This is a genomic window from Rothia nasimurium, assembly GCF_928382285.1.
Classification (GTDB): domain Bacteria; phylum Actinomycetota; class Actinomycetes; order Actinomycetales; family Micrococcaceae; genus Rothia; species Rothia nasimurium_E.
This window is the reverse complement of sequence record NZ_CAKMSS010000001.1, coordinates 325,154-349,934: the sequence shown is the minus strand read 5'-3', so window position 1 is coordinate 349,934 and position 24,781 is coordinate 325,154. Positions and strand designations below refer to the sequence as shown.

Sequence of the window (24,781 nt, the reverse complement as noted above, 5' to 3'; positions counted from 1 at the left end):
AGGTGTGAGACTACACTGGTTTTTACAGACACATGAAAACCATTCTCACCTGACTGCTTGTGCGGGCCTACCGTCGATATAGCGCAGGCTCGCACAAGCGGTCACAGAAAGAAGTTAACCGTGCCCACCCCGATCCCCCGCACCACCTACCTAACCACAGCCGTCCTCACCATCAGCGCCCTGGCGCTAGCAGGCTGTAGCCTCAGTATCCCCTCAGCCCAGGAGCCCTCCGATCAGGCGCTTGCTCCTGCCGCCGACCGGGCAAACGGGGCCAGCTGGCAGCGGGAAAACTTTGAAAACTTCTACGAGCAGACCATCACCTGGGGCGAGTGCACCGCCGAGCACAGCGGCTTCTCCCCCGAGAACGAAGAACTGCTGAAAGAAACCGGCTTCGACTACGCCAACTACGAGTGCGGCACCGTCACCGCCCCGCTCAACTGGGGAGACCCGGACGATAACCGCACCCTTGACCTTGCCGTCAGCCGCACCGTCTCCACCGGCAGCGACCAGCAGGTGCCCCTCTTCACCAACCCCGGCGGGCCGGGCATCGGCGGTATTCAGCACGCCATGTCGCTGGCAACCGACCCCTCTTTTGCACCCGTACTGGAAAGCCACCAGCTCTGGGGCTTTGACCCGCGCGGTATTGGGGCGTCCACCCCCGTGGTGTGCGAGTCAGACTCTGAAGTTGCCGCCGTACAGCTTGCCGAATGCGCCGCCAGCTCAAAGGTTGCCAACTACATGGGCACCTCCCAGGTAGCCCGCGATATGGAGCTGCTCCGCTCCCTAGCCGGGGGCGAACGCCTTGACTACCTGGGCTACTCCTACGGCACCATGCTGGGGGCTACCTACGCTACCCTCTTCCCCGAGAAGGCAGGACGCATGGTGCTCGACTCGGCTGAAAATGCCCAGTGGGGTGCCCTGACCCACAACTACGACCAGATGGTGGCGGTATCGAAAGCTGTGGGTGCCCTGGCAGACCGATGCTCCGACCTCACCACCTCAGAAGGTGCAGCCGTGACCTGCCCCTTCACCAGCGAGCGCGAGATGCTCGACTACCAGAAATCCCTGACAGACAAGCCCCTGGTGGCCAGTGACGGCACCGAGATTACCGGTTTAGAGCTGCGTGATTACCTGACCAGCCAGCTCTACGGGCCGGACGTCATGCAGGGGGACGGCCTGGACCTGCTGGGTAAAGCCAAGGCCGGGGATAAGGAAGCGGTAGACGCCCTTGCCCAGATGATTGCGCATAACAGCGCTGAGATTGATACGGCCGGGCAGCTGGTGGTGTGCCCCTCTAAGCCTAAGACTCCGGACGTAGAGGCCCTGCTGGCTCATATGAAGGAGGTGGGCGTTCCCGAGTTCATTGGCGGCCCCAAGATCACCGATGAGGTGCTGACTGAGTTTACCGAATTCGACTGTGCGGTTTTGCCCGCGACCGGCACCGATATCACGACGTCTTTCGACGCTTCGAAGGTTTCAACCGACCTGCTGGTCATTGGCATTACCGGTGACCACGCCACCCCCTACCAGCACGGTAAGGAGCTGGCCCGCCAGCTGGGGAAGGCTTCCTTCGTAACCTTGGAAGGGACGGGCCACGGGGCGTCCTTCTCCGGCCGCTCTACCTGCGTCGATGAGTTGGCGACCGCCTACCTGGTGGACGGCACCGTGCCCAAGGACGGCACGGTGTGCCAGCCAGATGCACCAGAGACTTATTCATAGGAGGTTCCGCAGGCTCACGCTCGCTGCCGACCCTCTCGCTGGTTCGCTTCGCTCTCAATGCGATTCACGCCAGCCACCGAGCCAGCAGCTTCGCTGTGAGCCTGCTCCACCTACCCTAATAAATAAGCATCATTTTAGAAGAGCCCGACCATGGTGCCGTTCTCGTCAAAACCAATTCGCTCAGCAGCCGGGGACTTAGCCAGGCCCGGCATGGTACGCATGGTGCCGCAAATGGCGTAAACATAACCGGCACCGGCAGCCAGACGCACCTCGCGCACGGGCAGGGTCCAGCCGGTCGGAGCACCCTTCAGCGAAGCGTCAGCCGAAATGGACAGGTGGGTCTTGGCAATAACAACCGGCAGCTTGCCGTAGCCCAGCTCCTCGTAGCGGGCCAGCTGCTTGGCCGCAGCCGGGGCGACCTCAATGCCGTCCGCTCCGTAGACCTTGGTGGCGACCTTCTCAATCTTGGTGGTCAGGCTGTCGTCGTCCTCGTAGGTGTAGGTCAGCTCGCTCACGTCATCGCAGGCTGCGGCGACGGCGTCCGCCAGCTCGGTCACGCCCTTACCGCCCTCGGCAACGCCGCGGTGAATCGCCACGCGAGCGCCTGCCTCCTCGGCAATGCGGCGGATCGTCTCGTGTTCTGACTCGAAATCGGTGGGGAAGGCATTGATAGCAACCACCGGCTGCACACCGAAGGAACGCACAATCTCGATGTGCTTGAGCAGGTTAGCGGCGCCTGCCTCGACGTCCTCGGTGTTCTCTGCCAGCAGGCCCTCGGGCAGGGGCTTGCCGGGCACAATCTTGTAGCGGCCCGAGTGAGACTTGAGGGAGCGGACGGTGACCACCAGGACGGCGGCGTCCGGCTTGAGACCGGAGACGCGGCACTTGACGTTGAAGAAGCGCTCCGCACCCATGTCTGCACCGAAGCCGGCCTCGGTAATCACATAGTCGGCGTGCTCAAGACCAACGTAGTCAGCGACAACCGAGGAGTTGCCGGTGGCAATATTTCCGAAGGGGCCTGCGTGAATCAGGGCGGGGGTCTTCTCGAGGGTCTGGAGCAGGTTGGGGTTGATAGCGTCAGCCAGGATGACGGCCATAGCACCGTCGGCCTTGAGGTCGGCTGCGGTGACGGGGTCACCGTCCACGTTGAGGCCAATCACGATCTTGGCCAGGCGCTCCTGCAGGTCGGCGAAGCTGGTGGAAAGCGAGAGAATCACCATGATTTCGCTGGCTGAGGTGATATCGAAGCCGGTTTCGCGGGGCACACCGTCCATGCGCTCACCCAGACCAATAACGATGTTGCGCAGGGCGCGGTCGTTCATGTCGATGACGCGGCGCCAGGTGATGGCGCGGGTGTCGATGCGCAGTTCGTTGCCGTGGTGCAGGTGGTTGTCAATCATGGCAGCGAGCAGGTTGTGGGCTGCGGTAACGGCGTGGAAGTCGCCGGTCAGGTGCAGGTTAAGCTTTTCCATGGGGACAATCTGGGAGTAGCCGCCGCCTGCTGCGCCGCCCTTGATGCCGAAGGTGGGGCCCATGGAGGGCTGACGCAGGGTCAGCATGGCCTTGCGGCCGGTTGCTGCCATACCCTGGGCCAGGGAGACCGAGGTTGCGGTCTTACCTTCACCAAGAGGGGTGGGGGTAACGGCGGTGACCACGATGTACTTGGAGCCACGGGCCAGGGCCTTTTCTGCGGTGGTGTCGTTGGTCAACTGCACCTTGGCAACGTACTTGCCGTAGGGCTCTAGGCGATCTTCATTGATGCCAGACGCTGCGGCAATCTCGGTAATCGGCTGCAGGGTCGCTGCCTGGGCGATTTCAAGATCAGAGGGGAAGGGCTTGCTCATAATGTGAACTTCCTTGTTTACTAGCTTATCTGCCACCACCCAGTTTAGTGCCCTGAGTCATGTTTTGTAGAGCCAGTACACTCATACATCTCAATGAATACTCAAAATTTTAGAAGAGCTACCAGGCCTGCCACCCCTAGAAAAGGCAGCATACGCCAGCCGCCGGCATGGGGTAATGTTGAGCGCATCACTACACATTAAATTTCGCCAGCAGACACACATCTCAGAGGAAAGCTTCATGTCAGTTCTTGATAGGTCAGCTATCGTAGCACCCGTCACTTTTAACCGCTGGTTCATGGCCCCAGCGGCACTTGCCATTCATCTCTGCATCGGGCAGGTCTACGCCTGGTCAGTCTTCAAGACCCAGCTGGTCACCCACTTTGGCTCAACCGAAACCGCGGTGGGCTGGGTCTTCTCTCTCGCCATCGCCATGCTGGGTATCTCAGCGGCCATCGGCGGTACCTGGGTGGAACGGGTTGGCCCTCGCAAGTCGATGCTAACGGCGGGAACCTGCTGGGTTCTAGGCTTTCTCATTGCGTCTCTGGGTGTGACCACCAACCAGCTGTGGTTAGTTTTCCTGGGTTACGGTGCACTCGGCGGCGTTGGGCTTGGCCTGGGCTACATTTCCCCGGTATCTACCCTCATGAAGTGGTTCCCTGACCGCCCGGGTATGGCCACCGGGCTTGCCATCATGGGTTTTGGTGGCGGTGCGCTCATCGCCTCCCCCGTATCGGCCCAGCTCATGGAACTCTTTTCAGGCTCAGCGGAAAAGACAGAACAGGCATCAGCGCTCGTCCCCTCCTTCTTAGTTCTCGCTGCTTCCTACGCTCTTATTATTCTGCTGGGTGCTTTCGTCATCAGGGTCCCCCACCCCGACTGGAAGCCCGCCGGTTTCGACCCGTCCCAGCAGAAGCCCAACACCATGCGCACCAATAAGAACGTCACCGCAGCCCAGGCTATCCGCACGCCCCAGTTCTGGCTGCTCTGGACGGTACTATTCACCAACGTCACCGCCGGTATCGGTCTGCTGGAATCAGCCTCCCCCATGATTCAGTCCTACTTCCCCATCTCCGCCGCGGCGGCAGCCGGCTTCGTCGGTCTGCTGTCCCTAGGCAACATGGGTGGCCGCTTCATCTGGTCATCAACCTCAGATATCATCGGCCGCAAGAACATCTACGTCATGTACCTAGGTGTGGGGCTGGCCCTCTACATCATCTGGGCGCTCTTCGGTAACGTCAGTCTGGTGCTCTTCATCGCTACCGCTTTCATCATCATTTCCTTCTACGGCGGTGGCTTTGCCACTATCCCGGCCTACCTGCGCGATATGTTTGGCACCCTCCAGGTAGGGGCCATCCACGGCCGTCTGCTCACCGCCTGGTCAGCTGCGGGCATTGCTGGGCCGCTCATCGTCAACCTGGTTCAGGACACCGTGCGCGGTGGCAACCCCGAGGCCTCGGGTGCCGAGCTCTACCAGCCCTCCCTCTTCATCATGGTAGGCGTGCTAGCTATCGGGTTCATCGCCAACCTGCTGGTCAAGCCGGTGAACGAGAAGCACCATGCCTCAGAGAAAGACATGGCCAAGCTGGCGGGCCACGGGAAGCTAGGTACCTCCGACCAACAAATTAGGGTCAACGCCGGTGGCCCGCTGCATACCCTGGCAGCCTGGGCCCTGACCCTACTCGTCACAAGTGGCTTGGTCTATGGCCTGGCCCAGACCGTGATTCGTTCACTGGCGCTTTTTAGCTAAAGACCAGAGGCCCTGCCCTGACAGCTCCCCGCGAGTTCAGAGCAGGGCCTTAGTCGTCGTCGAGGTCGCCAGCTAAGGCCTTGGCGGCCAGCGATTCCTCATGGGCGGTTTCCCATACTTCCTTAGCAGCCCCCAGGTTCAGCACCAGGATGAGGGCACCAAGTACCAGATCAGGCCAGCCGCTTCCTACCCAGGCGGTGAGACCGGCTACAACGATAATAGCGAGGTTGATGAGCACATCGTTACGAGCTGCCAAAAAGGCGGCTGCGGTGAGCGACCCGGCACCGGTACGGAAACGGGCCAGAATCAGGGTACAGATGAGGTTGACCACCACGGCCCCGCCCGCTGTAACGAAGAGGGTGAGCGCATCGGGGGCGCCAGGGTCAGGGAATTTAGCCACGATCTGCCAGACGGCGGCCAGGGCCGGGAGCAGGATAATGAGGGCGGACGCCTTCCCCGCCCGCGCCTGCCAGGTCAGTGACCAGCCCAGAGCGATTGCAATGAGAGTATTGACCGCGAAGTCCTCGAAGAAATCTACGCTGTCGGCCAGCAGGCTGACCGAGCCAATGGCCAGGGCGATAGCTCCCTCGATGAAGAAGTAGGCCAGGTTGAGACCGGCAACCAGCAGGACGGCGCGGCGCAGGCGGACGGGGTCAATTAGGGGCTTAGATGAACTCACGAGTCTAGATTAGCACCGCTCCGCCCCGCCCGGGGTCTCGGGCGGGGTCTCGGGAGGGGCGGCGGCTTAGTCAGAGCGAATGTGGCCCAGACGGCTTAGACCTGTGAGGTTTCTTAGGCGCGGGCAAAGATTTCTGCCGGAGCCCCCTCTGCAACCAGCTCACCGTTTTCCAGGAGCACGGCCCGGTCAGCCAGTGAGGCGATGCGGGCGTCGTGGGAGATGATGATGACGGCTCGGCCCTGCATCACCGCAGCCAGGGACTGGCGGGCGTCCGCCAGTTCCAGCTGGGTGGTCGACTCATCCAGAATCACCGCGTGGGGGTTGGCAGCCACGATGCGGGCTAGACCCAGCTGCTGAATCTGGTCGCGGGTGAGCTCTGTGCTGCCGCCACCGACCCGGCTCTCCAGTCCCTCGGGCAGGTCATCGACCCAGGTGGCGCCGACCGACCGCAGGGCGGTGAGCATCTGCTCGGCGCTAGCGTCGGGGGCTGCCACGGTCATGTTCTCGGCCAGGGAGCCGACAAAGACGTGGGCCTCCTGGGTGCAAATCAGCAGAGCGGGGCGTCCGCTGGCATCGGGCTGGGTGGGGTACAGCCCGTTGCCCACCAGCTGACTACCGACCTGCACGGTGCCGCTATCTGCGGTGAGCGACCCGGCAATCAGGCGGGCCAGTGTGGTCTTGCCCGAGCCGGAGCGCCCTACCAGGGCAAGGCTCTCCCCCGCCGCCAGCTGCAGGTCTACCCCCTTAATCACGGGGGCGTCCGGGTCGTACCCGTAGGTCACGCCCTGCAGGCTGATGACCGGGGCGGACGCGCCCTGCTCGGGCAGGTGCGCCGGGGCAGCTACCTGCCCGGCGGCACGGCGGGCCTGCTGCTGGTTCGACAGGTCAATAACACCAAAGACGCGCCCCATGGTGACGGTCATTTCGCGCAGGCGGTCGAGCCAGAAGGTGAAGATATCCGAGTTGTCGCGCATAGTGAAGAGCATGATAGAGGCGGTTGCAACGTCGCCCCAGGTAGCCCACCCCTGCTCCACGCAGTAGGCGCCCCAGACCATGGAGAGCACCAGGGGTAGGAAGGAGTTGAAGGCGTCCACGGCCCAGAAGATGGAGCGCACCACAACCATGCGATCGCTGACCTCAAAGGTTTTCCAGATGCGCTCATCCTGCACCCGGGCACGGGCCTCACTGATCCCCAGCTCTTCAACGGTCCCAGCACCGCGAATGTTTTCGGTTGCTACCACGGTCAGGTCGCTGACCGCCTCGGTCTTTTCCCGGGTGAGCTTGGCAATCCGGGGTAGGAAAATCGAAAGCACGATGGTCATCACGATAAACATGGGCACGGTCACCAGGCCGATGGCCGGGTTGACGGTGAAGATGGTAGCTGCGGTAATCAGCATGTAGATGCTGATATGGGCGAATTCCGGCAGGCCGGTGGCCAGCACCTGGCGCACGCTATCGACGTCGTCGGTCAGGCGGGCTACCAGGTCGCCGGAGCCGGCATCCTCAACGGTTTGGGCATCCAGCTGCAGGGAAGCCCCAACCAGGTCAATGCCCAGATCGCGGTTGAGGCGCACACCCATTTTCTGGCCCTGGAAGGTCCAGGCACGGGCCAGCAGAGCACCGGCGACCACAGCAAGGCCAATGACCGCCAGCTCTGCCCAGGGGTAGCCGGTCAGCTGCCCGGTGGTAGCCCGGTCAATCAGCTGCCCCACCATAATAGGGGTCACCAGGGTAGCCACGGAGCTAGCCACAAACAGAACCACCAGCCAGACCAGCTGCCAGGGGGTTTTGAGAATCGAGCGGGCCAGCAGCCTCCAGGTAGTTTTACCATCGGTAATGGGGAGGAGGTTAGCCACGGGCCTCACCTGCTTTCAGTCGTCGCTCAACCTCCATGGTGGTTGAGACCAGGTAAATCTGGCGGATGTGTTCGAGGGGGCCGGGCTGGCCTGTATGGGTTTCGAGCTGGTTCAAGATGAACTTCTGGCTGGGTTCGTCCACCGAGTTCAGCGGTTCGGTGAGCACCAGCACGGACGCCGGCTGGGCCAGTGCCCGGGCCAGGGCCAGACGCTGCCGCTGGCCACCAGAGAGGTTGGTGCCCTCTGAGGCCAGGGTGCTGGCCAGGTACTTTTCGGGGTCGCGGCCACCGAGTCGGAAGGCGATTTCTTCGGAGTCGGTGAGCTTCAACAGCTCAATCATGCGCTCCCGGCTCAGCCCCTCGGTGCCCATCTGCAGGTGGTCAGCCAGGGAGCCGGCAAAAATCATGGGGTTGGGTTCCGAAAGAAGCACACGCTCACCCCCGGCGAGGACGCCCGCCGCCTGCTCCCTGCCCGGGGCAGGTTGAGTTTGGCGTAGGGCTTCGGTCAGAGCTTCGGCGTAGTCCTGGGCTGGCAACCCGGCTTCGCGCGGGTTGATGTAGTGAACCGGGGTGCTGGCCCGGGGAACCTCAACCAGCGCCTGCCCTGCTGCGGCGCTGGTCGCCGGGGCGGGGGCGTCCTTACCCTCTACCTGAGAGTTACCCTCAACCTCAGCCGCAAGTCTATCTACACGCTTGAGGGCAACACGGGCATTGCGCCAGTCAAAGAGCAGCATCTCCACCGACCAGATGGGGCCGGTTAGGGTGTTAATCAGACCAACCACTGTGACCAGCTGACCCGCGGGTACCTCTGTTATCCAGGTGCCCTCAGGGGCAGCCCCACGCAGGGCCAGGGCGATTACTACCCAGGTTACGGTACCTACCAGAAAATTACGCACTGCATAAGACCAGGTCTGCACGCTCTCCAGGCGGATCTGGGAGGTGTAGACATCCTGGGCCGTTGCCCCGTAGCGGTCCATCATGCGGCGCTGGGCGCCCAAGCCCAAAATAGTGCGAATCGAAGAGGCAATATCTGAAGCCCGGGAGGTAGACACCCCCACCTTGTCACGGAAAATATCCGCGTGCTTTTCCAAGAGTTTGGAAATCCAGGTGAGGGTCAGCATGGTGAGAATCAGCCCGCCCAGAGCCACCACCGCAATCGCCGGGCTAATGCGCCAGAGCTGCCAGGTGCCCAGGGCGGTCACGCCCACCGCAGAAAAAGCCATAATCATGGGCTCCCACATCTCGGCCATTGCCCGGGCGTCCTTATTCAAAATCGCAATGAGGGCACCGGTATCGCGGTTGGGGCTGCGGGAGATTAGGTGGGCGATGTAGAGCCGCCAGTCCCTCTCGATGCGGGCTACTACCCTAAAGGTGATGCCCCAGCCCACAAATTCAACGATCGACAGGTAGACCACCACGCCCACTAACAGCCAGACCAGCCGCCAGGCAGCTACCTCATCGCCGGAGGTATGCAGGTCAATAATCGTGCCCACCAGAACCGGCAGGAAGACCAGGGCGAGGGAGGTCAGAATATCGAGGGGGAAGGGCAGAAAGAAGAGGGGCCGCCAGCGGAAGCCCGGCGGGGCGATACGGAACTTAACTTTTTCTTTGGGCGTCTTTATCTCGTCAGTCATCTCAGTCATCAGGCTACTCTTTCAGCGTGTGCGTGCGGGTGTGCAGGTCGTGTGTGAGGGAAAAACCCGCAGGGCATAAAAATACCTACCGGGTTCGCTTGCCCCGATAGGTGTGTCTACGTCAGGTTATCGTACTCGTCTAACCGGCAGTCGGGCTAGAAGCGAGCGCACCATCGATGTGTCTACCCACGGGGAGGCTGTTGAAGGGAATAGGTCGATTATTCATTTCGCGGGCCTCCTTTCGTGAGCTAGATATGCGGTTAAGTTCTGCCCTTTACCTTAGAACACTCTAGGCAGGTTTGACAAGCGTCATACCCGCCTTTATCTTGACCGGTCTATTAAACTAGAAGAACCATGAAGATTCTTCCCTTTCTCTCCCCCTCTTTAGCCGATAACAGCAAGCCCTATTTCCGTGGCGATTTTGCCTCTAACCCGCTCACGGGCGATGAAGCCTACGAGGCCTTTCTGGCCTGGATTGAGGCTCGCGGTATGCAGCTGTACCCGGCCCAGGACGAAGCTGTGCTTGATTTGGCGGCGGGCAACAACGTCATTTTGGCGACCCCTACCGGGTCGGGCAAGTCGACCGTGGCGGTTGCGGCTCATTTTATGGGTCTGGCGACCGGCCAGCGCTCCTACTACACCGCCCCTATTAAGGCCCTGGTGTCTGAGAAGTTCTTTGATCTCTGCGAGATTTTCGGGGCTGAGAACGTGGGTATGGTGACCGGCGATTCTTCTATTAACGCCGATGCCCCCATCGTCTGTTGCACCGCCGAGATTCTTGCCAACATTGTGCTGCGTGAGGGTGAAGGGGCTGATCTGACCCAGGTGGTCATGGATGAGTTCCATTTCTACTCTGACCCCCAGCGCGGTTGGGCTTGGCAGGCTCCCCTGCTTGACCTGCCCCAGGCCCAGTTCCTGCTTATGAGCGCAACCCTGGGCGATACTAGCCGTTTTGAGCGTGAGCTGACGGAGCTCACCGGGCGGCAAACCTCCCTGGTCACTAGCGAGACCCGCCCCATTCCGCTCAACTACACCTACTCCCGGGAGCCCCTGGTTGAGAAGGTAGACGAGCTAGTGAGCACCCACCAGGCCCCGGTCTACATTGTGCATTTCTCCCAGCTACAGGCCATTGATACCGCCGCTTCACTCATGAGCCTGGCTATTGCATCCAAGGAAGACAAGGAGCGTATCAACGAACTGACCGCCGGCTTCCGCTACTCGGCGGGCTTTGGTAAGCAGCTGCAGAAGTACATCAAGAACGGTATCGGCATTCACCATGCCGGCATGCTGCCCAAGTACCGCCGCCTGGTGGAGCAGCTAGCCCAAGCGGGTCTGCTCAAGGTCATTTGCGGTACCGATACGCTGGGTGTGGGTATTAACGTCCCCATCCGCACGGTGCTCGTAACTGCTCTTTCCAAGTTTGACGGGCAGCGCACCCGCCGCCTGAAGTCCCGCGAGTTCCACCAGATTGCAGGACGCGCGGGCCGGGCTGGCTTTGATACGGCCGGTTACGTGGTGGTTCAGGCCCCCGAACACGAGATTGAGAACGACCGGCTTGAGGCCAAGGCCCGGGAGAAGTTCAACGGGGACGAGAAGAAGATGGCCCAGTCGTTGCGGGGTAAAAAGAAGAAGCCCCCGCAGGGCTTTGTGGCGTGGAGCGACAAGACTTTCGAGCAGATTATTGCTGCTGAGCCTGAGCCGCTGACCTCGTCCTTCCAGATGACCCACTCCATGATGCTCAATATGCTGCAGCGTGAGGCTGACCCCTTTGAGACCGTCATGCTCTTCCTCACCGCCAACCACGAGCCGCCGATTAAGCAGCGCGCCCTCAAGCGCAAGGCGATTGGCATCTACCGGGAGCTTCTCAACGGGGGCGTGGTGGAGCGCCTGCCGGAGCCCGACGAGTTTGGCCGCACCGTGCGCCTGACCGTCTCACTGCAGGAGAACTTCGCCCTGAACCAGCCGCTCTCCCCCTTCGCGCTGGCTTCGCTGTCTCTGCTCGATAAGGAGTCTGAGTCCTACGCTCTCGATGTGGTCTCGGTGATTGAGTCCACCCTGGAAAAGCCCCGCCAGGTGCTGATTGGCCAGGAGAAGAAGGCTAAGAGCGAGGCCCTGGCCGAGATGAAGGCTGAAGGGCTCGACTACAACGAGCGCATGGCTGAGCTCGACAAAATCACCTACCCGCAGCCCCTGGCTGACCTGCTAGAACAGGCCTTTGAGACTTACTCGGCGGGCGCTCCCTTTATGAAGGAGTTTGAGGTTGAGCCCAAGAGCGTGGTGCGCGATATGTACGAGCGGGCTATGGGTTTTGGCGACTACATCCAGTATTACGGGCTGGAGCGCTCCGAGGGCATTCTGCTGCGCTACCTGTCGGACGCCTACAAGGCCCTGCGCCAGACCGTGCCCCTATCTGCCCTGACCGATGAGCTGACCGATGTGATTGAGTGGCTGGGCGAGGTTATCCGTCAGACCGACTCCTCCCTGGTGGACGAGTGGGAACGCCTGGCTGCCGGTGAGGAAGGTACCCCGGTTCAGGACTCTCTTGAAGAGCTTGTGGCCGAGTCGGCTCCCAAGGTGACCAGCAACGTCCGCGCCTTTAAGGTGATGGTGCGCAATGCTCTCTTCCGCCGGGTTGAGCTCTTTGCGGACGAGCGCGACCGCCTGCTGGGCGAGCTGGACGGCGAGCGCTCGGGTTGGGACGCCGACCGCTGGGCTGAGGCGATGGATGACTACTTTGAGGAGTACGAGGATATCTATACGGACGCCGAGGCCCGCTCCCCGCGCCTGATTGAGATTGACGACGACACGGCTGAGCACCCCGGGGTGTGGAAGGTTCGTCAGATTTTTGCCGACCCCGACGACAACCACGATTTCGGGATTGTCGCCAGGGTCGACCTGGACGCCTCAGACGAGGAAGGCGCGCCCGTGGTGCTGATTGAGAGCGTGGGGGCTTTCTAGTTTCCCGATAAGGGACCAGATTCCTACCGAAGTCCTGATGGGCATGACGTACTATCGGTAGTTATCTGGTCCCTACTAGGTGGGGGTAGCGATTCTCACTTCTAAAGCGGTCACATTAGAACTTCTTACGCACCACCTCAGAGCCGGTGCGGGGAAGCTAGGGTAGCCTATCGATAGAAGAAAGACCTGATTTGCGCGCAAAGGAGCCCCATGCCTACCCACCCCCGCCTGCCCCAGCCGTCCCACCGCGTCGGCGCCACCCACACCATTGACTCCCTCAAGCTGGTTGACCACTGGTTCACCGTGCCCCTCACCCACGGGCTGATCTACGGCAAGGGCGAGGCAGCCGCCCTAGACTCCCGCTTTGCCAACCAGACCATCACCGTCTTTGCCCGCGAAGTCATCGACACCTCTGATGCCCTGACCACCCCAGTGGACGAGCGCCCCTACATGGTCTATCTGCAGGGCGGCCCCGGCGGCAAGAGCCCCCGCCCCATCTCGGAAGGCGGCTGGGTCCACGAGCTAGCCAAGACCCACCGTCTGATACTGCTGGACCAGCGCGGCACCGGCAATTCCACCCCGCTCTCAGCCCGCGTCATCACCGCCCAGGGCAGCCCCGAAGTGCAGGCTGAGTTCTGTGAGCTGTTCCGTGCTGACTCCATCATTGCCGACGCCGAGGTCGTCCGCGAATTCCTCCTGGCCGATCGCCAAGATCAGCGCTGGTCAACCATGGGCCAGAGCTTCGGCGGCTTCCTCACCCTCTCTTATCTCTCCTTCGCCCCCGAGTCCATCAAGGACTCCCGTATGACCGCGGGTCTCGCCCCCATTCGCTCCCACGTGGACGAGGTCTACCGCTCCACCCTGGACCGCATGAAGGAGCGCACCGAGGAATACTACGGCTGGTACCCCGAAGATAAGGACCTGGCCGTCCGCATCTGCGAGCACCTGGCCAAGAACGAGGAATACCTGCCCACCGGCGAGCGCCTGACCCCGCACCGCTTCCAGATGCTGGGCAATATTCTGGGGGGTAACGGCCGGGCTAGGGGCCTGCACTATGTACTGGAGTCGGCTTTTGCTGAGTCTGATAAGTGGCTCTCTGACCAGTTCCTGGCAGAGGTTAGCGCCCAGGTCAGTTTCCAGGCTGGCCCCCTCTACGGCCTGCTGCACGAGACGATTTATGCGGACGGCCCCGCACAGGAGCTGGGGGGAACCTCGCCATCCGCTTCACCGACGAACTGGTCTGCTGCCCGCATGTACGCGGAGCGCCCGGACTTTGCCGAAGATGCCTCTCCCCTGCTTCTGACCGGTGAGCATATCTTCCCCTGGTATTACGAGGAGGACCCGGCCCTGCGTCCGCTGGCTGAGGTTGCCCAGCTGCTGGCTGAGAAGAAGGATTGGGGCCGCCTGTACGACCACGACCAGCTGACCCGCAACGAGGTGCCCCTGGTTGCAGCAGCCTACGTGCCCGATGTGTACGTGGATTACGCCCACTCAATGAAGACCGCCGAGTTCGTGGGTAATACCCGTGTGTGGACGTCGAAGACCCACCACCATGACGGTCTAGGCGCTGACGGCCCCCTGATTCTGGGCCATCTGAAGAATTTGCTGGCTGATATGCGCTAACTGAGTTTAGCTATAACAAGAAGGCCGAGGGGTGTAGCTGCACCTCTCGGCCTTTTTGTTCAGCGATGGGTTGGGGAGGTCTGCTGGTCTTGTTCCCAGGCCCGGTGGGCGTCGTTGGCGGCGGACGTTCCTCTTGTCATGGCAGCTACCATCATGGCGATGGTGGGAAGGATCAGAAAGGCGAGACCAACCGGAATAACTGCAGAATTGTGAGCCATCAGCCCCAGGATTAGGACGACGGCCGCCCCAACAATCTGAGCCCAGGCGCAGGCCCGCAGGGTGGGGGCAATCGCCTTGTGGGCCGCGTACCAGGCGGCATCCGACTGCATGGTTGCTGTGGTGCGGACGCCCACCAGTCCGTTACGGCGCAGGGTGCCGGCTGCACCCATGCGGGCTATCGTCAGAAAGAGCCCGCCCAGCAAGAGCAGGCAAAAGACCAGGGGTAGATACTCGGCTGCAGACATGGGTGCTCCTTTTCCGGTTCAGGCGAGGGGGGTTAAGGTCAATTCTACTCAAACCTGAAATCTAGTTCTAGAGTCCCAGCCCTTATAACACCTCCACACGCAAAGACCGCTGGCCCCTTCCCTCTCGGGATGGGGCCAGCGGTCGTGAAGCCGGGGCGGGCGTCCGCACCCCTGATTATTGGGGCGGACGCCTACCGCCGGTTAGGCGCTGCGCTCGGCGTGAGCGGTGCGGGCACGACGTACCAGGTCCTGGTACTCATTTTCAGACTCAATCAGCTCGTCGCGGTACTTCTGCGGAATCTCGCGGGACTTAGCCACCTCAGCATCAAGCTTGCTCTGAATCTCAGCGCGCTCAGCCTCAGAAGCATCGGCGGGCAGGTTCAGGTACTTCTCAGACAGAGCCTGAACCTTCTGGATGGTTGCCAGAGCACGACCCTTCGGGCTGTAAAGAGAAGCCAGAACAGTGACAATCAGAACGCCTACAATAACAGCAAGTGAGAGCTCAATTCCAACTTCAACAACGTGAACCGGCTGGCCATCGTTAACAAACGGCAGCGTGTTGGAATGCAGGGCGTGCAGCAGCAGCTTAACACCGATGAAGGCCAGGATGATGGACAGACCCCAGGAGAGGTAAATCAGGCGGTCCAGCAGGCCGTCAATCAGGAAGTAGAGCTGGCGCAGGCCCATCAGGGAGAAGGCGGTTGCGGTGAAGACGATGTAGGCTTCCTGGGTCAGACCGAAAATCGCGGGGATGGAGTCCAGGGCGAAGAGGATGTCGGTACCACCGATTGCGACCATGACCAGCAGCATGGGGGTCATGACCTTCTTGCCGTTCTCTACGGTGAAGAGCTTATCGCCGTCGTAGTAGTCAACGGTGTGGAACATCTTCTTGGCAAGGCGCACGACGAAGTTGTTGGCCTCGTCCTCTTCTTCCTTGTCGGTGATTTCACCCTTGATGAGGTTACCGGCGGTGTAAATTAGAACCAGACCGAAGAGGTAGAAGACCCAGCTCCAGCGCTCAATAGCGGCGGCACCCACCAGAATGAAGGCGGTACGGGCAATCATGGCAAAGATAATGCCGAAGAGTAGGACCTTCTGCTGGTCCTCACGCGGCACGCGGAAGGAGGCCATGATAATCAGGAAGACGAAGAGGTTATCAACGCTCAGGGCCTTTTCGGTGATGTAACCACCGTAGTATTCAGCCGCGAACTGGGGGCCGTCCCAGAAGAGGATGACCAAGCCAAAGAGCAGGGCGATACCCACGTAGACGGCTGACCAAATCGCGGCCTCTTTGATAGTGGGTTCGTGTGCTTTACGCACGTGGAAGAAGAAGTCATAAGCAAGCAGTGCCAGGATGAACGCAATCGTTACACCCCACTGCAACCCAGTGATATGCATTGGGAGCCTTTCTTGTGGTTGGGGTTTGCCAAAATCCACAAGTCTCTCCCACCACCCGTATGAGTGGTTTCCTGCCCCGGTTGGGCGCCTTCGATCAACGTGCTGACGATGCAGGAATTAGTGGGATACTCCCTTGCTCGGTCTACAACTATAACCCATCTTGTTACTTTTGAACAGACGCGCGGGCATCCCTCAGGCCGAGCACGATGGCGCAGACCAGGAGAAGGACGGCCGCGCCCGCCCAGGCAGCGGTAAAGCTAGTTGCCTGCGCGGCGGCTCCGATAGCGAGAGAGCCCAGCCCGGTTCCCACATCAAAGTGGGAGTTCCAGGCGACAGAGGCGCGCTGGGTGGCGTCCGGCCCACCAGCGTCCGTCAGGGCACGCACCATGGTGACAGACTGTAGGAAGCCGTAGCCGAACCCGATCAGGGTTGCACCAGCCAGGAGGAAGATGACTGAAGGCAGGCTCGCGCCATTGACCCAGCCGACAAAGGCGACGCCCAAGGCCGTGAGGGCCAGCACCGGGGTCATGAGAAGGCGGGTGCCAAACCGGTCGGTGAGGGAGCCGCCGTAGAGACGGGTGGGGGTTGCCAGGGCGCAGAGCAGGAGCAGGGCCCCAGTCGCCAGGGTGGCAGTGGGGGCGATTTCGGTGGAGAAGGTCATGAAGGCACCGCCGACGCTGGTGACGAGTGTGAGGGTCAGCAGTGCGGGCCAGATGCGGGCGATGATGGTTGCGGTGGAAGTTGCAGGGGTGGCGTCACTCCCCTGCTCGCCGGCCCTTTGTTCTTCCATGAAGTGGTCAACCAGTCGGCCTAGCTGCAGGGCGAAGGGGGCTGCGATTGCTGCGATTGCACCCGCTGAGATTACCGAGCGGTAGCCGAAGGTATCGAGGGCCCAGGGGGCGACGGGTGTGAAGAACATCTGAGCACCTGCAGCTGCCAGCCCGTAGAGCCCGACAGCCCGCCCCCGGTACTCGACGGGGATGAGGTAGGACATGGCCGATGAGCAACAGACGGTGACAATACCGAAGCCGATACCGCGCAGACCCGAGGTAACAAGGACGTTGAGTAGGTCGGGGCTCAGAGCCTGAATGAGGGAGGGCAGCCCCATAAAGAGGGTACCCACCGGCAGCACGAGTGCCCAGGAAAAGCGGCGGGTGAGGGCGGGGACGCTGAACTGGGTGGCTACGGTGACAGCCATCAGTACCGCGTTGGTGGCACCCGCGCCCAGGGAACCTGCCCCACCTGCGAGCGCCCACGCCGGTGAGGCGGGGAGCAGGATAGATAGACTGCAAATGGTCAGCCCGAAGGTAAGCAGAATCTGGGGCATACCCGGCATGCGGGCAACGCTGGGACGCGCGGCTTTCTGGCTCATGGGACCTCCCGGGGTGATTCTGACGCAAACTGCACTAGTCTACACCAATGCCACAGGCCGGTGAAGCGCTGAGGAAAACTCTTCTGTAGCTTTAGGCGTGCCCAGCTTCCTGCATAGCGCGTAGCTCCTTCTTCAGGTCGGCAATTTCATCGCGCAGGCGGCCCGCCAGCTCGAACTTGAGCTCTTCGGCGGCCTGCATCATCTGGGCGTGCATCTCTTCGATCAGACCCAGCAGGTCTTCGGCGGGAGCTGCCGCAAGGCCGTCCTGACGCACCCGGGCTTCTGCCTTCTTGAAGAGCTCTTCGGCTTCGGGACTGGTTGCAGCGTACTTGGTGCCCTTCTTGACCGGAGCCAGCTTGCCCGAGGCTCCCTTGCGGGCGGCAAGGAGCTCTGCGGTGTCTTCTGACTCGCGGGCCAGGACGTCGGTGATATCGGCAATTTTCTTGCGCAGAGGCTGGGGGTCGATGCCGTGCTCGCGGTTGTAGGCCTGCTGGATCTCGCGGCGGCGGTTGGTTTCGTCGATAGCGGTACGCATGGAGTCGGTGATTTTATCAGCGTACATGTGCACCTGACCGCCCACGTTACGGGCAGCTCGGCCGATGGTCTGAATCAGGGAGGTGGTGGAGCGCAAGAAGCCCTGCTTGTCAGCGTCCAAAATGGCGACCAGGGAAACCTCGGGCAGGTCTAGGCCCTCACGCAGTAGGTTGATGCCCACCAGCACGTCGAAGACGCCCTGGCGCAGCTCGCTGAGTAGCTCCACACGGCGCAGGGTATCAACGTCGGAGTGCAGGTACTGCACCTTAACCCCGTGCTCCAGCAGGTAGTCGGTGAGGTCCTCAGCCATACGCTTGGTCAGGGTCGTGACCAGCACGCGTTCGTCACGCTCTACCCGCAAACGGATTTCTTCGAGCAGGTCGTCAATCTGCCCCTCGGTCGGCTTGACCACAATTTCGGGGTCGACCAGGCCGGTGGGGCGAATAATCTGCTCCACTACCCCGTCGGCCTGGGCCAGCTCGTACTTGCCGGGGGTAGCTGAGAGGTAGACGGTCTGGCCGATGCGGTCGAGGAATTCCTCCCATTTGAGGGGGCGGTTGTCCATGGCTGAGGGCAGGCGGAAGCCGTGCTCAACCAGGGTGCGCTTGCGGCTCATATCGCCCTCAAACATGGCACCGATCTGGGGAATGGTCACGTGGGATTCGTCGACGATGAGCAGGAAGTCATCGGGGAAGTAGTCCAGCAGGCAGTGCGGGGCTGTGCCGCGAGCGCGCCCGTCGATGTGGCTGGAGTAGTTTTCGATGCCGTTGCAGAAGCCCATCTGCTCCATCATCTCAAGGTCGTACTGGGTGCGCATGCGCAGGCGCTGGGCTTCCACCAGTTTGTTCTGGGACTCCAGCTCCTGCAGGCGGTCGCGCAGCTCGTCCTCGATGGACGCAATGGCTCGGGCCATGCGTTCGGCGCCGGCGACGTAGTGGGAGGCCGGGAAGACGTACATTTCGGTTTCTTCGCGGATGACCTCGCCGGTGAGCGGGTGCAGGGTGTAGATGGCTTCGATTTCGTCACCGAAGAACTCGATACGGATCGCGTTTTCTTCGTACATGGGGATGATTTCGACGGTATCGCCGCGGACGCGGAAGGTGCCGCGGTGGAAGTCTAGGTCGTTGCGGGCATACTGCATGGAGACGAACCGGCGCAGCAGCTCGTCCCGGTCGATTTCTTCGCCCTGGCGCAGGGTCACCATCTGGGCAACGTATTCTTCGGGGGTGCCCAGGCCGTAGATGCAGGAGACGGTAGCAACCACCACAACGTCGCGGCGGGTCAGCAGGGAGTTGGTGGCGGAGTGGCGCAGGCGTTCGACTTCTTCGTTGATGGAGGAGTCTTTTTCGATGAAGGTGTCGGTCTGCGGCACGTAGGCTTCGGGCTGGTAGTAGTCGTAGTAGGAGACGAAGTACTCAACAGCGTTGTTGGGCAGTAGCTCGCGCAGTTCGTTGGCTAGCTGGGCGGCCAGGGTCTTGTTTTGCACCATGACCAGGGTGGGGCGCTGGACGGCCTCGATGAGCCAGGCAGACGTTGCAGATTTACCGGTGCCGGTGGCACCCATGAGCACGATGTCTTTTTCACCGTTCTGGACGCGCTCGGTCAGCTCCGCGATTGCCTTGGGCTGGTCGCCAGCCGGCTGATACTCGGAGACAACTTCAAAAGGTGCAACGACGCGGTTAATTTCTTGGGCAAGGCTCATGCCCTCTACCCTACCGAAAAACCCCCGACAAAACTAGAACATATGTACTAGTTTCATCGGGGGCTAACAAGCGGTCGCTCAGACCTTACTTCTTCGGGTCGATGTCGGTAGCGGGCAGGTCACCGGTTACCACAGCGGTGTGGGTGCCCTGCTCTTCAGCCGGCTTGGAGGCTGCCTTCTTCGCGGCGGCGTCCTCAGCAATATCTTCGGCCGTTACCACAGGAATCTGACCGGTGTTGGGAACCAGACCCTCGAACTCGGGTTCGGTACCCAGCTCGTACTCGGGGCGAATAGTGACCTCTTCAATCGACGAGAAGTCTTCCTGAGCACGGCGGTGGTATTCCTCGATGGGGATAACCTGCTTCCACTGGCGGGTGCGCATGGGAGGCAGCTCACCGGCGTCCTCGCGCAGGGCGCGCACCAGCATCCACATCTGCATGAAGCCGATAAGCCACACCGGGAAGCCGATCACAATAATGACGTTCTGCAGGGCGGTCAGACCGTTATCGCCTGCTGCTACCAGGATGGAAGCCGATACAACGCCGATGGAGGCAGCCCAGAAAATACCCTGCTTCTTGGGGGCCGGGTCCTCATGGCCGTTAGCAATCGCGTCCATGACCAGGGCTGCTGAGTCAATGGAGGTGATGAAGAAGATGGTAATCACCACCAGGGTCACCGCAGCGACTAGCTGGTAGAGCGGGAAGTGGCCCAGGAACTCGAAGAGGGCAGCGGGAATGTCACCTTCTTCCGCCACGGTCTGCACCAGGGTACCGTTTTCATTGCGCTCGATATTGAAAGCGCTCAGGCCAAAGACACCAACCCACATCAGGGTAAAGGTGGTGGGGGCAGCCAGCACGCCAACAACAAACTGACGGATGGTGCGGCCCTGAGAAATCTTGGCGATAAAGAGACCCACGAAAGGTGCCCAGGTCACGGTCCAAGCCCAGTAGAAGACCGTCCAGGAGCCAATCCAACCGGTATCTGCAAAGGCGTCGTTGAAGAGCATCATCACGGGCAGCTTCTGCAGGAAGTAGCCGGCTGACTCGATGGTGCCCAGGGTCACGAAGCGGGTTGCGCCGGTCATCAGAATGAAGAGCATCAGGGAAATAGCCAGCAGAATGTTGATGTAGGACAGGCGCTTAACGCCCTTATCCATACCCATCAGCACCGAGGTAATACCGGCGGCAGTAATCACAGCAACGATAGCGGCCTGAATCCAGCCACCCAGGGGCACACCGTACATGATGCCCATACCCGAGTTAATCTGCAGGGCGCCCAGACCCACCGAAACCGCAATACCGAAAACGGTAGAAACGATAGCAACCGAGTCAATGGTCTTGCCGATAGGGCCGTGGATGCGCTCACCCAGCAGGGGCTGGAAGATGGATGAGACGCGCGGGGGCAGCTTGCGCTTGTAGGTAAAGTAGCCGAAAGCCAGGGCGGGAATAGTAAGAATAATCCAGACGCCCAGACCGATGTGCCAGTTAGCGATGGCGAGCGCTTCGAGCGCTGCATGATCCGACTGGGGCTCTACCCCGTCGTAGGGCGGGTTGGCGTAGTGGGTGATGGGTTCTGCCGCACCCCAGAAGAGCAGGACGGCACCAACACCAGCTGCGAAGAGCATACCGAACCAGGCAAGACCGGAGTACTCGGGTTCAGCGTCGTCATCACCGATTTTGATGCGGCCAAAGCGGCTCATCGCCATGTAAATCAGGAAGAAAAAGAAGATGGCGATACCCAGGGTGTAGACCCAGCCCAGGTAGGTGATGATGAAGTCGGAGATGACGCCAATGCCATCTGACATGGCCGTTGGGAAGATCATCATCAGCAGGGTGAAGACGATGATAAAGAGTGCAGATGAGAAGAAAATGACGGGGTTGGTTCGCAGCCCCAGTCTGTCGTGTAGCTTGTTCAGCACAGGATTATCCCGGTGGAAGTACGTGTGTGACCGTGCGGGCCCCTTGCATCCACCGCCCGCACAGCGGCTGCCCGGTCTCTGGGCAACGTATCAATAATAAGAGGGCTTGGGGTTGTTTTCCAGGGGAGATAAGCCTACTTGATTTTTATACTTTTCCTTGTTCTCGCCTGTTTCCACTGGTCACAACCGGGTTTTTTAGACCAAAAGTCCAAATACTCCTTGCTAAAAATTTATTCATGTAACGAACCGGCTGTGATTTTGGCAAAGACCTCGCGCACCTGCGCAGCGGTGCGCTCTAAACTTCCCGAGTTATCAATGACCCAGGTGGCAATAGCCCGGCGCTGCTCGTCGCTGGCCTGCGCAGCAATGCGGGCGCGGGCGTCCGCCTCACTCATACCGCGCACCTCAACCAGGCGGCGCAGCCGCTCCTGGCGCTGCGCCTCAACCACAATCACCGCATCAAAGTCTGCCGCCTGACCGGTCTCGGCCAGCAGGGGGATATCCTCAACAATGACGGCGCCCTCCCCCAGCTTCTGCACCGCCGCCTCACGCTGCCGCGCGGCTTCAGCCCGCACCGCCGGGTGCACGATGGCGTTCAGGCGGGCACGGGCAGACTCGTCCGCAAAGACCAGGGACGCCAGGGCAGCCCGGTCAAGCTCGCCGGTAGGGGTCAAAATGCCCTCACCAAAGGTGCGGACGGTCTCAGCCAACACCGCCCGACCCGGCTCCATCAGCTGACGGGAGATAGCATCGGCATCAATCAGCACAGCCCCGCACTCCACCAGCATCTTCGCCACCGTCGACTTACCCGACCCAATACCGCCGGTCAGACCAATTCTCGCAACCACAGGCGTCCTTTCGTCTCTAAGCATCGGGCAGGTGCCCGCTCCCACCAGCCTACGCGCCCCACCGACCGCACACTAGAATAGACACCATGACTGATGAAACCCGCGCCAACCGCTACACCGTGCTCGCTACCCGCACCGAGACCCGGCACCTGTTAGAAATCAAGCGCAGTGAGTTCATCGGCTATGTTCAGCGCGTGGAAACTGAAGAAGAAGCCCGCGCTTTTATTGAGTCCAAGCGCAAGACCTACCACGATGCCCGCCACGTCTGCTCTGCTTTTATCATCGGGGCAGACCGGCAGACCCAGCGCTCCAACGACGACGGCGAGCCCGCAGGTACCGCTGGGATTCCCATGCTCCAGGCCCTGCTGGCCCGCCGCACCGAAGGGCGCACCGGCGAAACCACCGACCTCTCCGATATCTGCGCTGTGGTGGTGCGCTATTTCGGTGGCATCAAGCTGGGTGCCGGTGGGCTGGTGCGCGCCTATACGGACGCGGTGGTCACCACCCTAGACGCCGCTCCCCTGGTGCCCCGCGAACGCCTGCGACTGGGAACAGTTACCGCCTCCCACGCCGAGGCAGGACGCTTCGAGAACGACCTGCGTGCGCTGGGCTACACGGTGCTGGGTACAGATTACACAGCCAGCGGCGCCCACATCACCCTGGGTGTTTTTGATGATGCGGCAACCCGCGCCCAAACAGAAACGGCCCTGGCCGAGCTGACAGCCGGCGCAGGGCACATTTCGTGGGGTGAAACCCAGTGGGTTGATTTAGCCTAGAAGATTGCTGAAATAGCCAGCACACCTACCGAGCCGATAGCGGCTGAGATGGGCAGGGTGATGATCCAGGCAAGGGCAATGGGTCGCATGAGCTTCCAGTTAGCTGAGCGGTTGACGATACCGACGCCCAGCACCGCACCGATCAGGATGTGGGTGGACGAAACGGGCAGACCCAGAACAGACGCAGCCATAACCACACCGGCAGCGGCCAGCTCAGCGGCAAAGCCCGATGAGGGGTGCATCTTGGTCAGGCCGTGACCAACGGTAGCAATCACGTTACGACCCACAAACCAAAGACCCACGATGAGGGCGATACCGAAGGCCACCAGAGCGGGCATGGGCACAACGGCCTCGTCGCCAATGGCACCGGTCTTGAGCACATCAAGAATTGCCACGAAGGGGCCGATAGCATTGGCGATATCGTTGGCACCGTGGCTAAAGGCGAAGGCAGCTGCGGTAAAGACCTGCAACCAGGCAAAGATGGTAAAGGTAGCGCGGGAGAGTTCCTGCTTCTGCAGGCTGCGGGCGAAGACTGAAACACTCACCCAGGCGATAGCCGCAACCATCACCATAATCATGACGTTACCCATGGTCGAGATACCCAGCTCCAGGTTATCCAGACCCTTGAAGAGCAGCATGGCTGCAATCAGAGCCGCACCGAAGGCAGCCAGGATAGGCACATAAACCTCAAGTGCCCGGTGGGAGTCAGCACGCTTAGCCTTCTGGTCAAGCTTGTGCACCTGGCGGTAGTACTCGCTCTCAGGGGCCTCAGGGTCAAGCTTCTTGAGCTTGAACTTCTTCTTGCGCAGCATAGCGTTGGAGTAGGCGTCCTGCTGCAAGTCGGTAATGCGCTGGAAGCCGTCGTGCGGGGTGTGGGCTGCGCGCTCTTCTTCCTGGTGCTTCTTGATTTCGAGCATGGCCGCATCGACCTTCTCGTTGTAGCCCAGGATGTACTTCTTGATAAAGCCAAAGAGAACCCAGGCGAACAGACCACCCAGGAGCGGCGAAAGAACCCAAGAAATGGCAATCTGACCAATCTTGTTCCACTGCACCATGTCCATGCCGCCGGTGCCGGTGGTGAAGCCGATGGTCAGGGCCGCACCCACGATACCGCCGATGATGGAGTGGGTGGTAGAGACGGGCCAGCCCATCTTGGTGGCGACCAGCAGCCAGATAGCTGCGCCCAGAAGGGCTGCCATCATGATGTAGACGAACTGCATGGGGTCCAGGTCGATAGCACCCAGGTCGACGATGCCTGAACGCACGGTGTCGGTCACCGAACCGCCAGCGATCACAGCGCCCGACACCTCGAAGACAGCCGCGATGAGCAGGGCCTGCTTGATGGTCAGGGTACCCGCGCCCACGGAGGTTCCGAAGGAGTTTGCTACGTCGTTACCGCCGATGTTGAAGGCCATGAAGAGACCCAGGAGGACGGCTGCGATAAGGACGAGGGTGCGAGCTGACTGGTCGACGTAGTTGAGGGACCAGAGTGTAAAGAGTGTCAGTGAGACAGCCATGAGGCCGCCGAAGGCGAGGTGCCACCATTTGTCGGTGGTGTCTCGTTGCAACGCGGGGGTTGCGAGATGTGAACCCGAATTCGCGCTGGAATCCACGAGTCCCCCTTTGAGGTTGTGTTCATACGGTCTTAAGGCAAAATTTGAGCCCTGTTAATAGTCTGGGGAAAAGGTTAACGCAAGGTTAACTAACCCT

General features: G+C 60.9%; 16 protein-coding genes. 5 read left to right on the top strand and 11 right to left on the bottom strand.

All coding sequences use genetic code 11. The features are described 5' to 3' along the window. Positions 1-120: 120 nt before the first annotated feature. Complete coding sequence (locus tag L6758_RS01465; protein WP_237204881.1) at positions 121-1,719, top strand: alpha/beta hydrolase; 1,599 nt, start codon at positions 121-123, stop codon at positions 1,717-1,719. 134 nt (positions 1,720-1,853) lie between these two features. On the opposite strand, the gene L6758_RS01460 is transcribed toward L6758_RS01465, so the two are convergent. Beyond that, on the bottom strand, positions 1,854-3,563 hold the full coding sequence (locus L6758_RS01460) for a formate--tetrahydrofolate ligase (protein WP_237198839.1): 1,710 nt from the start codon (positions 3,561-3,563) through the stop codon (positions 1,854-1,856). 238 nt (positions 3,564-3,801) lie between these two features. On the opposite strand from L6758_RS01460, the gene L6758_RS01455 reads away from it, so the two are divergent. Then, a complete protein-coding gene (locus L6758_RS01455) occupies positions 3,802-5,310 on the top strand; it encodes an L-lactate MFS transporter (protein WP_237198840.1) in 1,509 nt (502 codons plus the stop codon). Positions 5,311-5,359: 49 nt separating this feature from the next. Here the strand turns inward: L6758_RS01455 and L6758_RS01450 are convergent, their stop codons facing one another. The 3 genes from L6758_RS01450 to L6758_RS01440 all read right to left on the bottom strand — a co-directional run bounded on the left by L6758_RS01450 (position 5,360) and on the right by L6758_RS01440 (position 9,487). After that, complete coding sequence (locus L6758_RS01450) at positions 5,360-5,989, bottom strand: cation transporter (protein WP_237198841.1); 630 nt, start codon at positions 5,987-5,989, stop codon at positions 5,360-5,362. A gap of 113 nt (positions 5,990-6,102) precedes the next feature. Beyond that, positions 6,103-7,845: an ABC transporter ATP-binding protein gene (locus tag L6758_RS01445; protein WP_237198842.1), complete on the bottom strand. Its 1,743-nt coding sequence runs from the start codon at positions 7,843-7,845 to the stop codon at positions 6,103-6,105. After that, positions 7,838-9,487 (bottom strand): ABC transporter transmembrane domain-containing protein, encoded by a 1,650-nt coding sequence (locus L6758_RS01440; protein ID WP_237198843.1) that lies wholly within the window; start codon positions 9,485-9,487, stop codon positions 7,838-7,840. Before L6758_RS01440 ends, L6758_RS01445 begins: the two co-directional genes overlap by 8 nt. A 345-nt stretch (positions 9,488-9,832) precedes the next feature. On the opposite strand from L6758_RS01440, the gene L6758_RS01435 reads away from it, so the two are divergent. Together L6758_RS01435 and L6758_RS01430 are read left to right on the top strand one after the other, a co-directional pair. After that, entirely contained in the window at positions 9,833-12,436 is a 2,604-nt protein-coding gene (locus L6758_RS01435) for a DEAD/DEAH box helicase (RefSeq protein WP_237204880.1), read from the top strand. Between the two features lie 210 nt (positions 12,437-12,646). Continuing rightward, positions 12,647-14,059: an alpha/beta fold hydrolase gene (locus L6758_RS01430; protein ID WP_237204879.1), complete on the top strand. Its 1,413-nt coding sequence runs from the start codon at positions 12,647-12,649 to the stop codon at positions 14,057-14,059. Positions 14,060-14,118: 59 nt separating this feature from the next. Here the strand turns inward: L6758_RS01430 and L6758_RS01425 are convergent, their stop codons facing one another. From L6758_RS01425 to coaE, 6 genes are all read right to left on the bottom strand, one after another. Continuing rightward, on the bottom strand, positions 14,119-14,523 hold the full coding sequence (locus L6758_RS01425) for an SdpI family protein (protein WP_237218601.1): 405 nt from the start codon (positions 14,521-14,523) through the stop codon (positions 14,119-14,121). Between the two features lie 201 nt (positions 14,524-14,724). Continuing rightward, the gene (locus tag L6758_RS01420) at positions 14,725-15,921 is read right to left on the bottom strand and encodes a TerC family protein (RefSeq protein WP_237218600.1); all 1,197 of its coding nucleotides are present in this window, start codon (positions 15,919-15,921) and stop codon (positions 14,725-14,727) included. A 163-nt stretch (positions 15,922-16,084) separates the two neighbouring features. Beyond that, positions 16,085-17,293 carry an MFS transporter gene (locus tag L6758_RS01415; protein ID WP_237218599.1) on the bottom strand — a complete coding sequence of 403 codons (1,209 nt, stop codon included), beginning with the start codon at positions 17,291-17,293 and terminating at the stop codon, positions 16,085-16,087. A gap of 91 nt (positions 17,294-17,384) precedes the next feature. Then, complete coding sequence (uvrB, locus tag L6758_RS01410; protein ID WP_237195817.1) at positions 17,385-19,529, bottom strand: excinuclease ABC subunit UvrB; 2,145 nt, start codon at positions 19,527-19,529, stop codon at positions 17,385-17,387. An 85-nt stretch (positions 19,530-19,614) separates the two neighbouring features. Beyond that, complete coding sequence (locus tag L6758_RS01405; protein WP_237209332.1) at positions 19,615-21,447, bottom strand: BCCT family transporter; 1,833 nt, start codon at positions 21,445-21,447, stop codon at positions 19,615-19,617. A gap of 230 nt (positions 21,448-21,677) precedes the next feature. After that, on the bottom strand, positions 21,678-22,319 hold the full coding sequence (gene coaE, locus L6758_RS01400) for a dephospho-CoA kinase (protein ID WP_237218598.1): 642 nt from the start codon (positions 22,317-22,319) through the stop codon (positions 21,678-21,680). 62 nt (positions 22,320-22,381) lie between these two features. Here coaE and L6758_RS01395 point away from each other — a divergent pair, with 62 nt between their 5' ends. Continuing rightward, positions 22,382-23,071, top strand: coding sequence for an IMPACT family protein (locus L6758_RS01395; protein ID WP_237218597.1), 690 nt, complete (start codon positions 22,382-22,384; stop codon positions 23,069-23,071). Here L6758_RS01395 and L6758_RS01390 read toward each other — a convergent pair. Beyond that, positions 23,068-24,684, bottom strand: coding sequence for an inorganic phosphate transporter (locus L6758_RS01390; RefSeq protein ID WP_237185580.1), 1,617 nt, complete (start codon positions 24,682-24,684; stop codon positions 23,068-23,070). The two genes, L6758_RS01395 and L6758_RS01390, sit on opposite strands and share 4 nt — an antisense overlap. Between the last annotated feature and the right edge of the window lie 97 nt (positions 24,685-24,781).

Bases quoted from the DNA above. Each gene is read 5' to 3' on its own strand.
- L6758_RS01420 (WP_237218600.1), bottom strand. From the start codon at position 15,921: ATGCATATCACTGGGTTGCAGTGGGGTGTAACGATTGCGTTCATCCTG.
- uvrB (WP_237195817.1), bottom strand. From the start codon at position 19,529: ATGAGCCTTGCCCAAGAAATTAACCGCGTCGTTGCACCTTTTGAAGTT.
- L6758_RS01440 (WP_237198843.1), bottom strand. From the start codon at position 9,487: ATGACTGAGATGACTGACGAGATAAAGACGCCCAAAGAAAAAGTTAAG.
- L6758_RS01435 (WP_237204880.1), top strand. From the start codon at position 9,833: ATGAAGATTCTTCCCTTTCTCTCCCCCTCTTTAGCCGATAACAGCAAG.
- L6758_RS01425 (WP_237218601.1), bottom strand. From the start codon at position 14,523: ATGTCTGCAGCCGAGTATCTACCCCTGGTCTTTTGCCTGCTCTTGCTG.
- L6758_RS01455 (WP_237198840.1), top strand. From the start codon at position 3,802: ATGTCAGTTCTTGATAGGTCAGCTATCGTAGCACCCGTCACTTTTAAC.
- coaE (WP_237218598.1), bottom strand. From the start codon at position 22,319: ATGCTTAGAGACGAAAGGACGCCTGTGGTTGCGAGAATTGGTCTGACC.
- L6758_RS01415 (WP_237218599.1), bottom strand. From the start codon at position 17,293: ATGAGCCAGAAAGCCGCGCGTCCCAGCGTTGCCCGCATGCCGGGTATG.
- L6758_RS01395 (WP_237218597.1), top strand. From the start codon at position 22,382: ATGACTGATGAAACCCGCGCCAACCGCTACACCGTGCTCGCTACCCGC.
- L6758_RS01430 (WP_237204879.1), top strand. From the start codon at position 12,647: ATGCCTACCCACCCCCGCCTGCCCCAGCCGTCCCACCGCGTCGGCGCC.
- L6758_RS01460 (WP_237198839.1), bottom strand. From the start codon at position 3,563: ATGAGCAAGCCCTTCCCCTCTGATCTTGAAATCGCCCAGGCAGCGACC.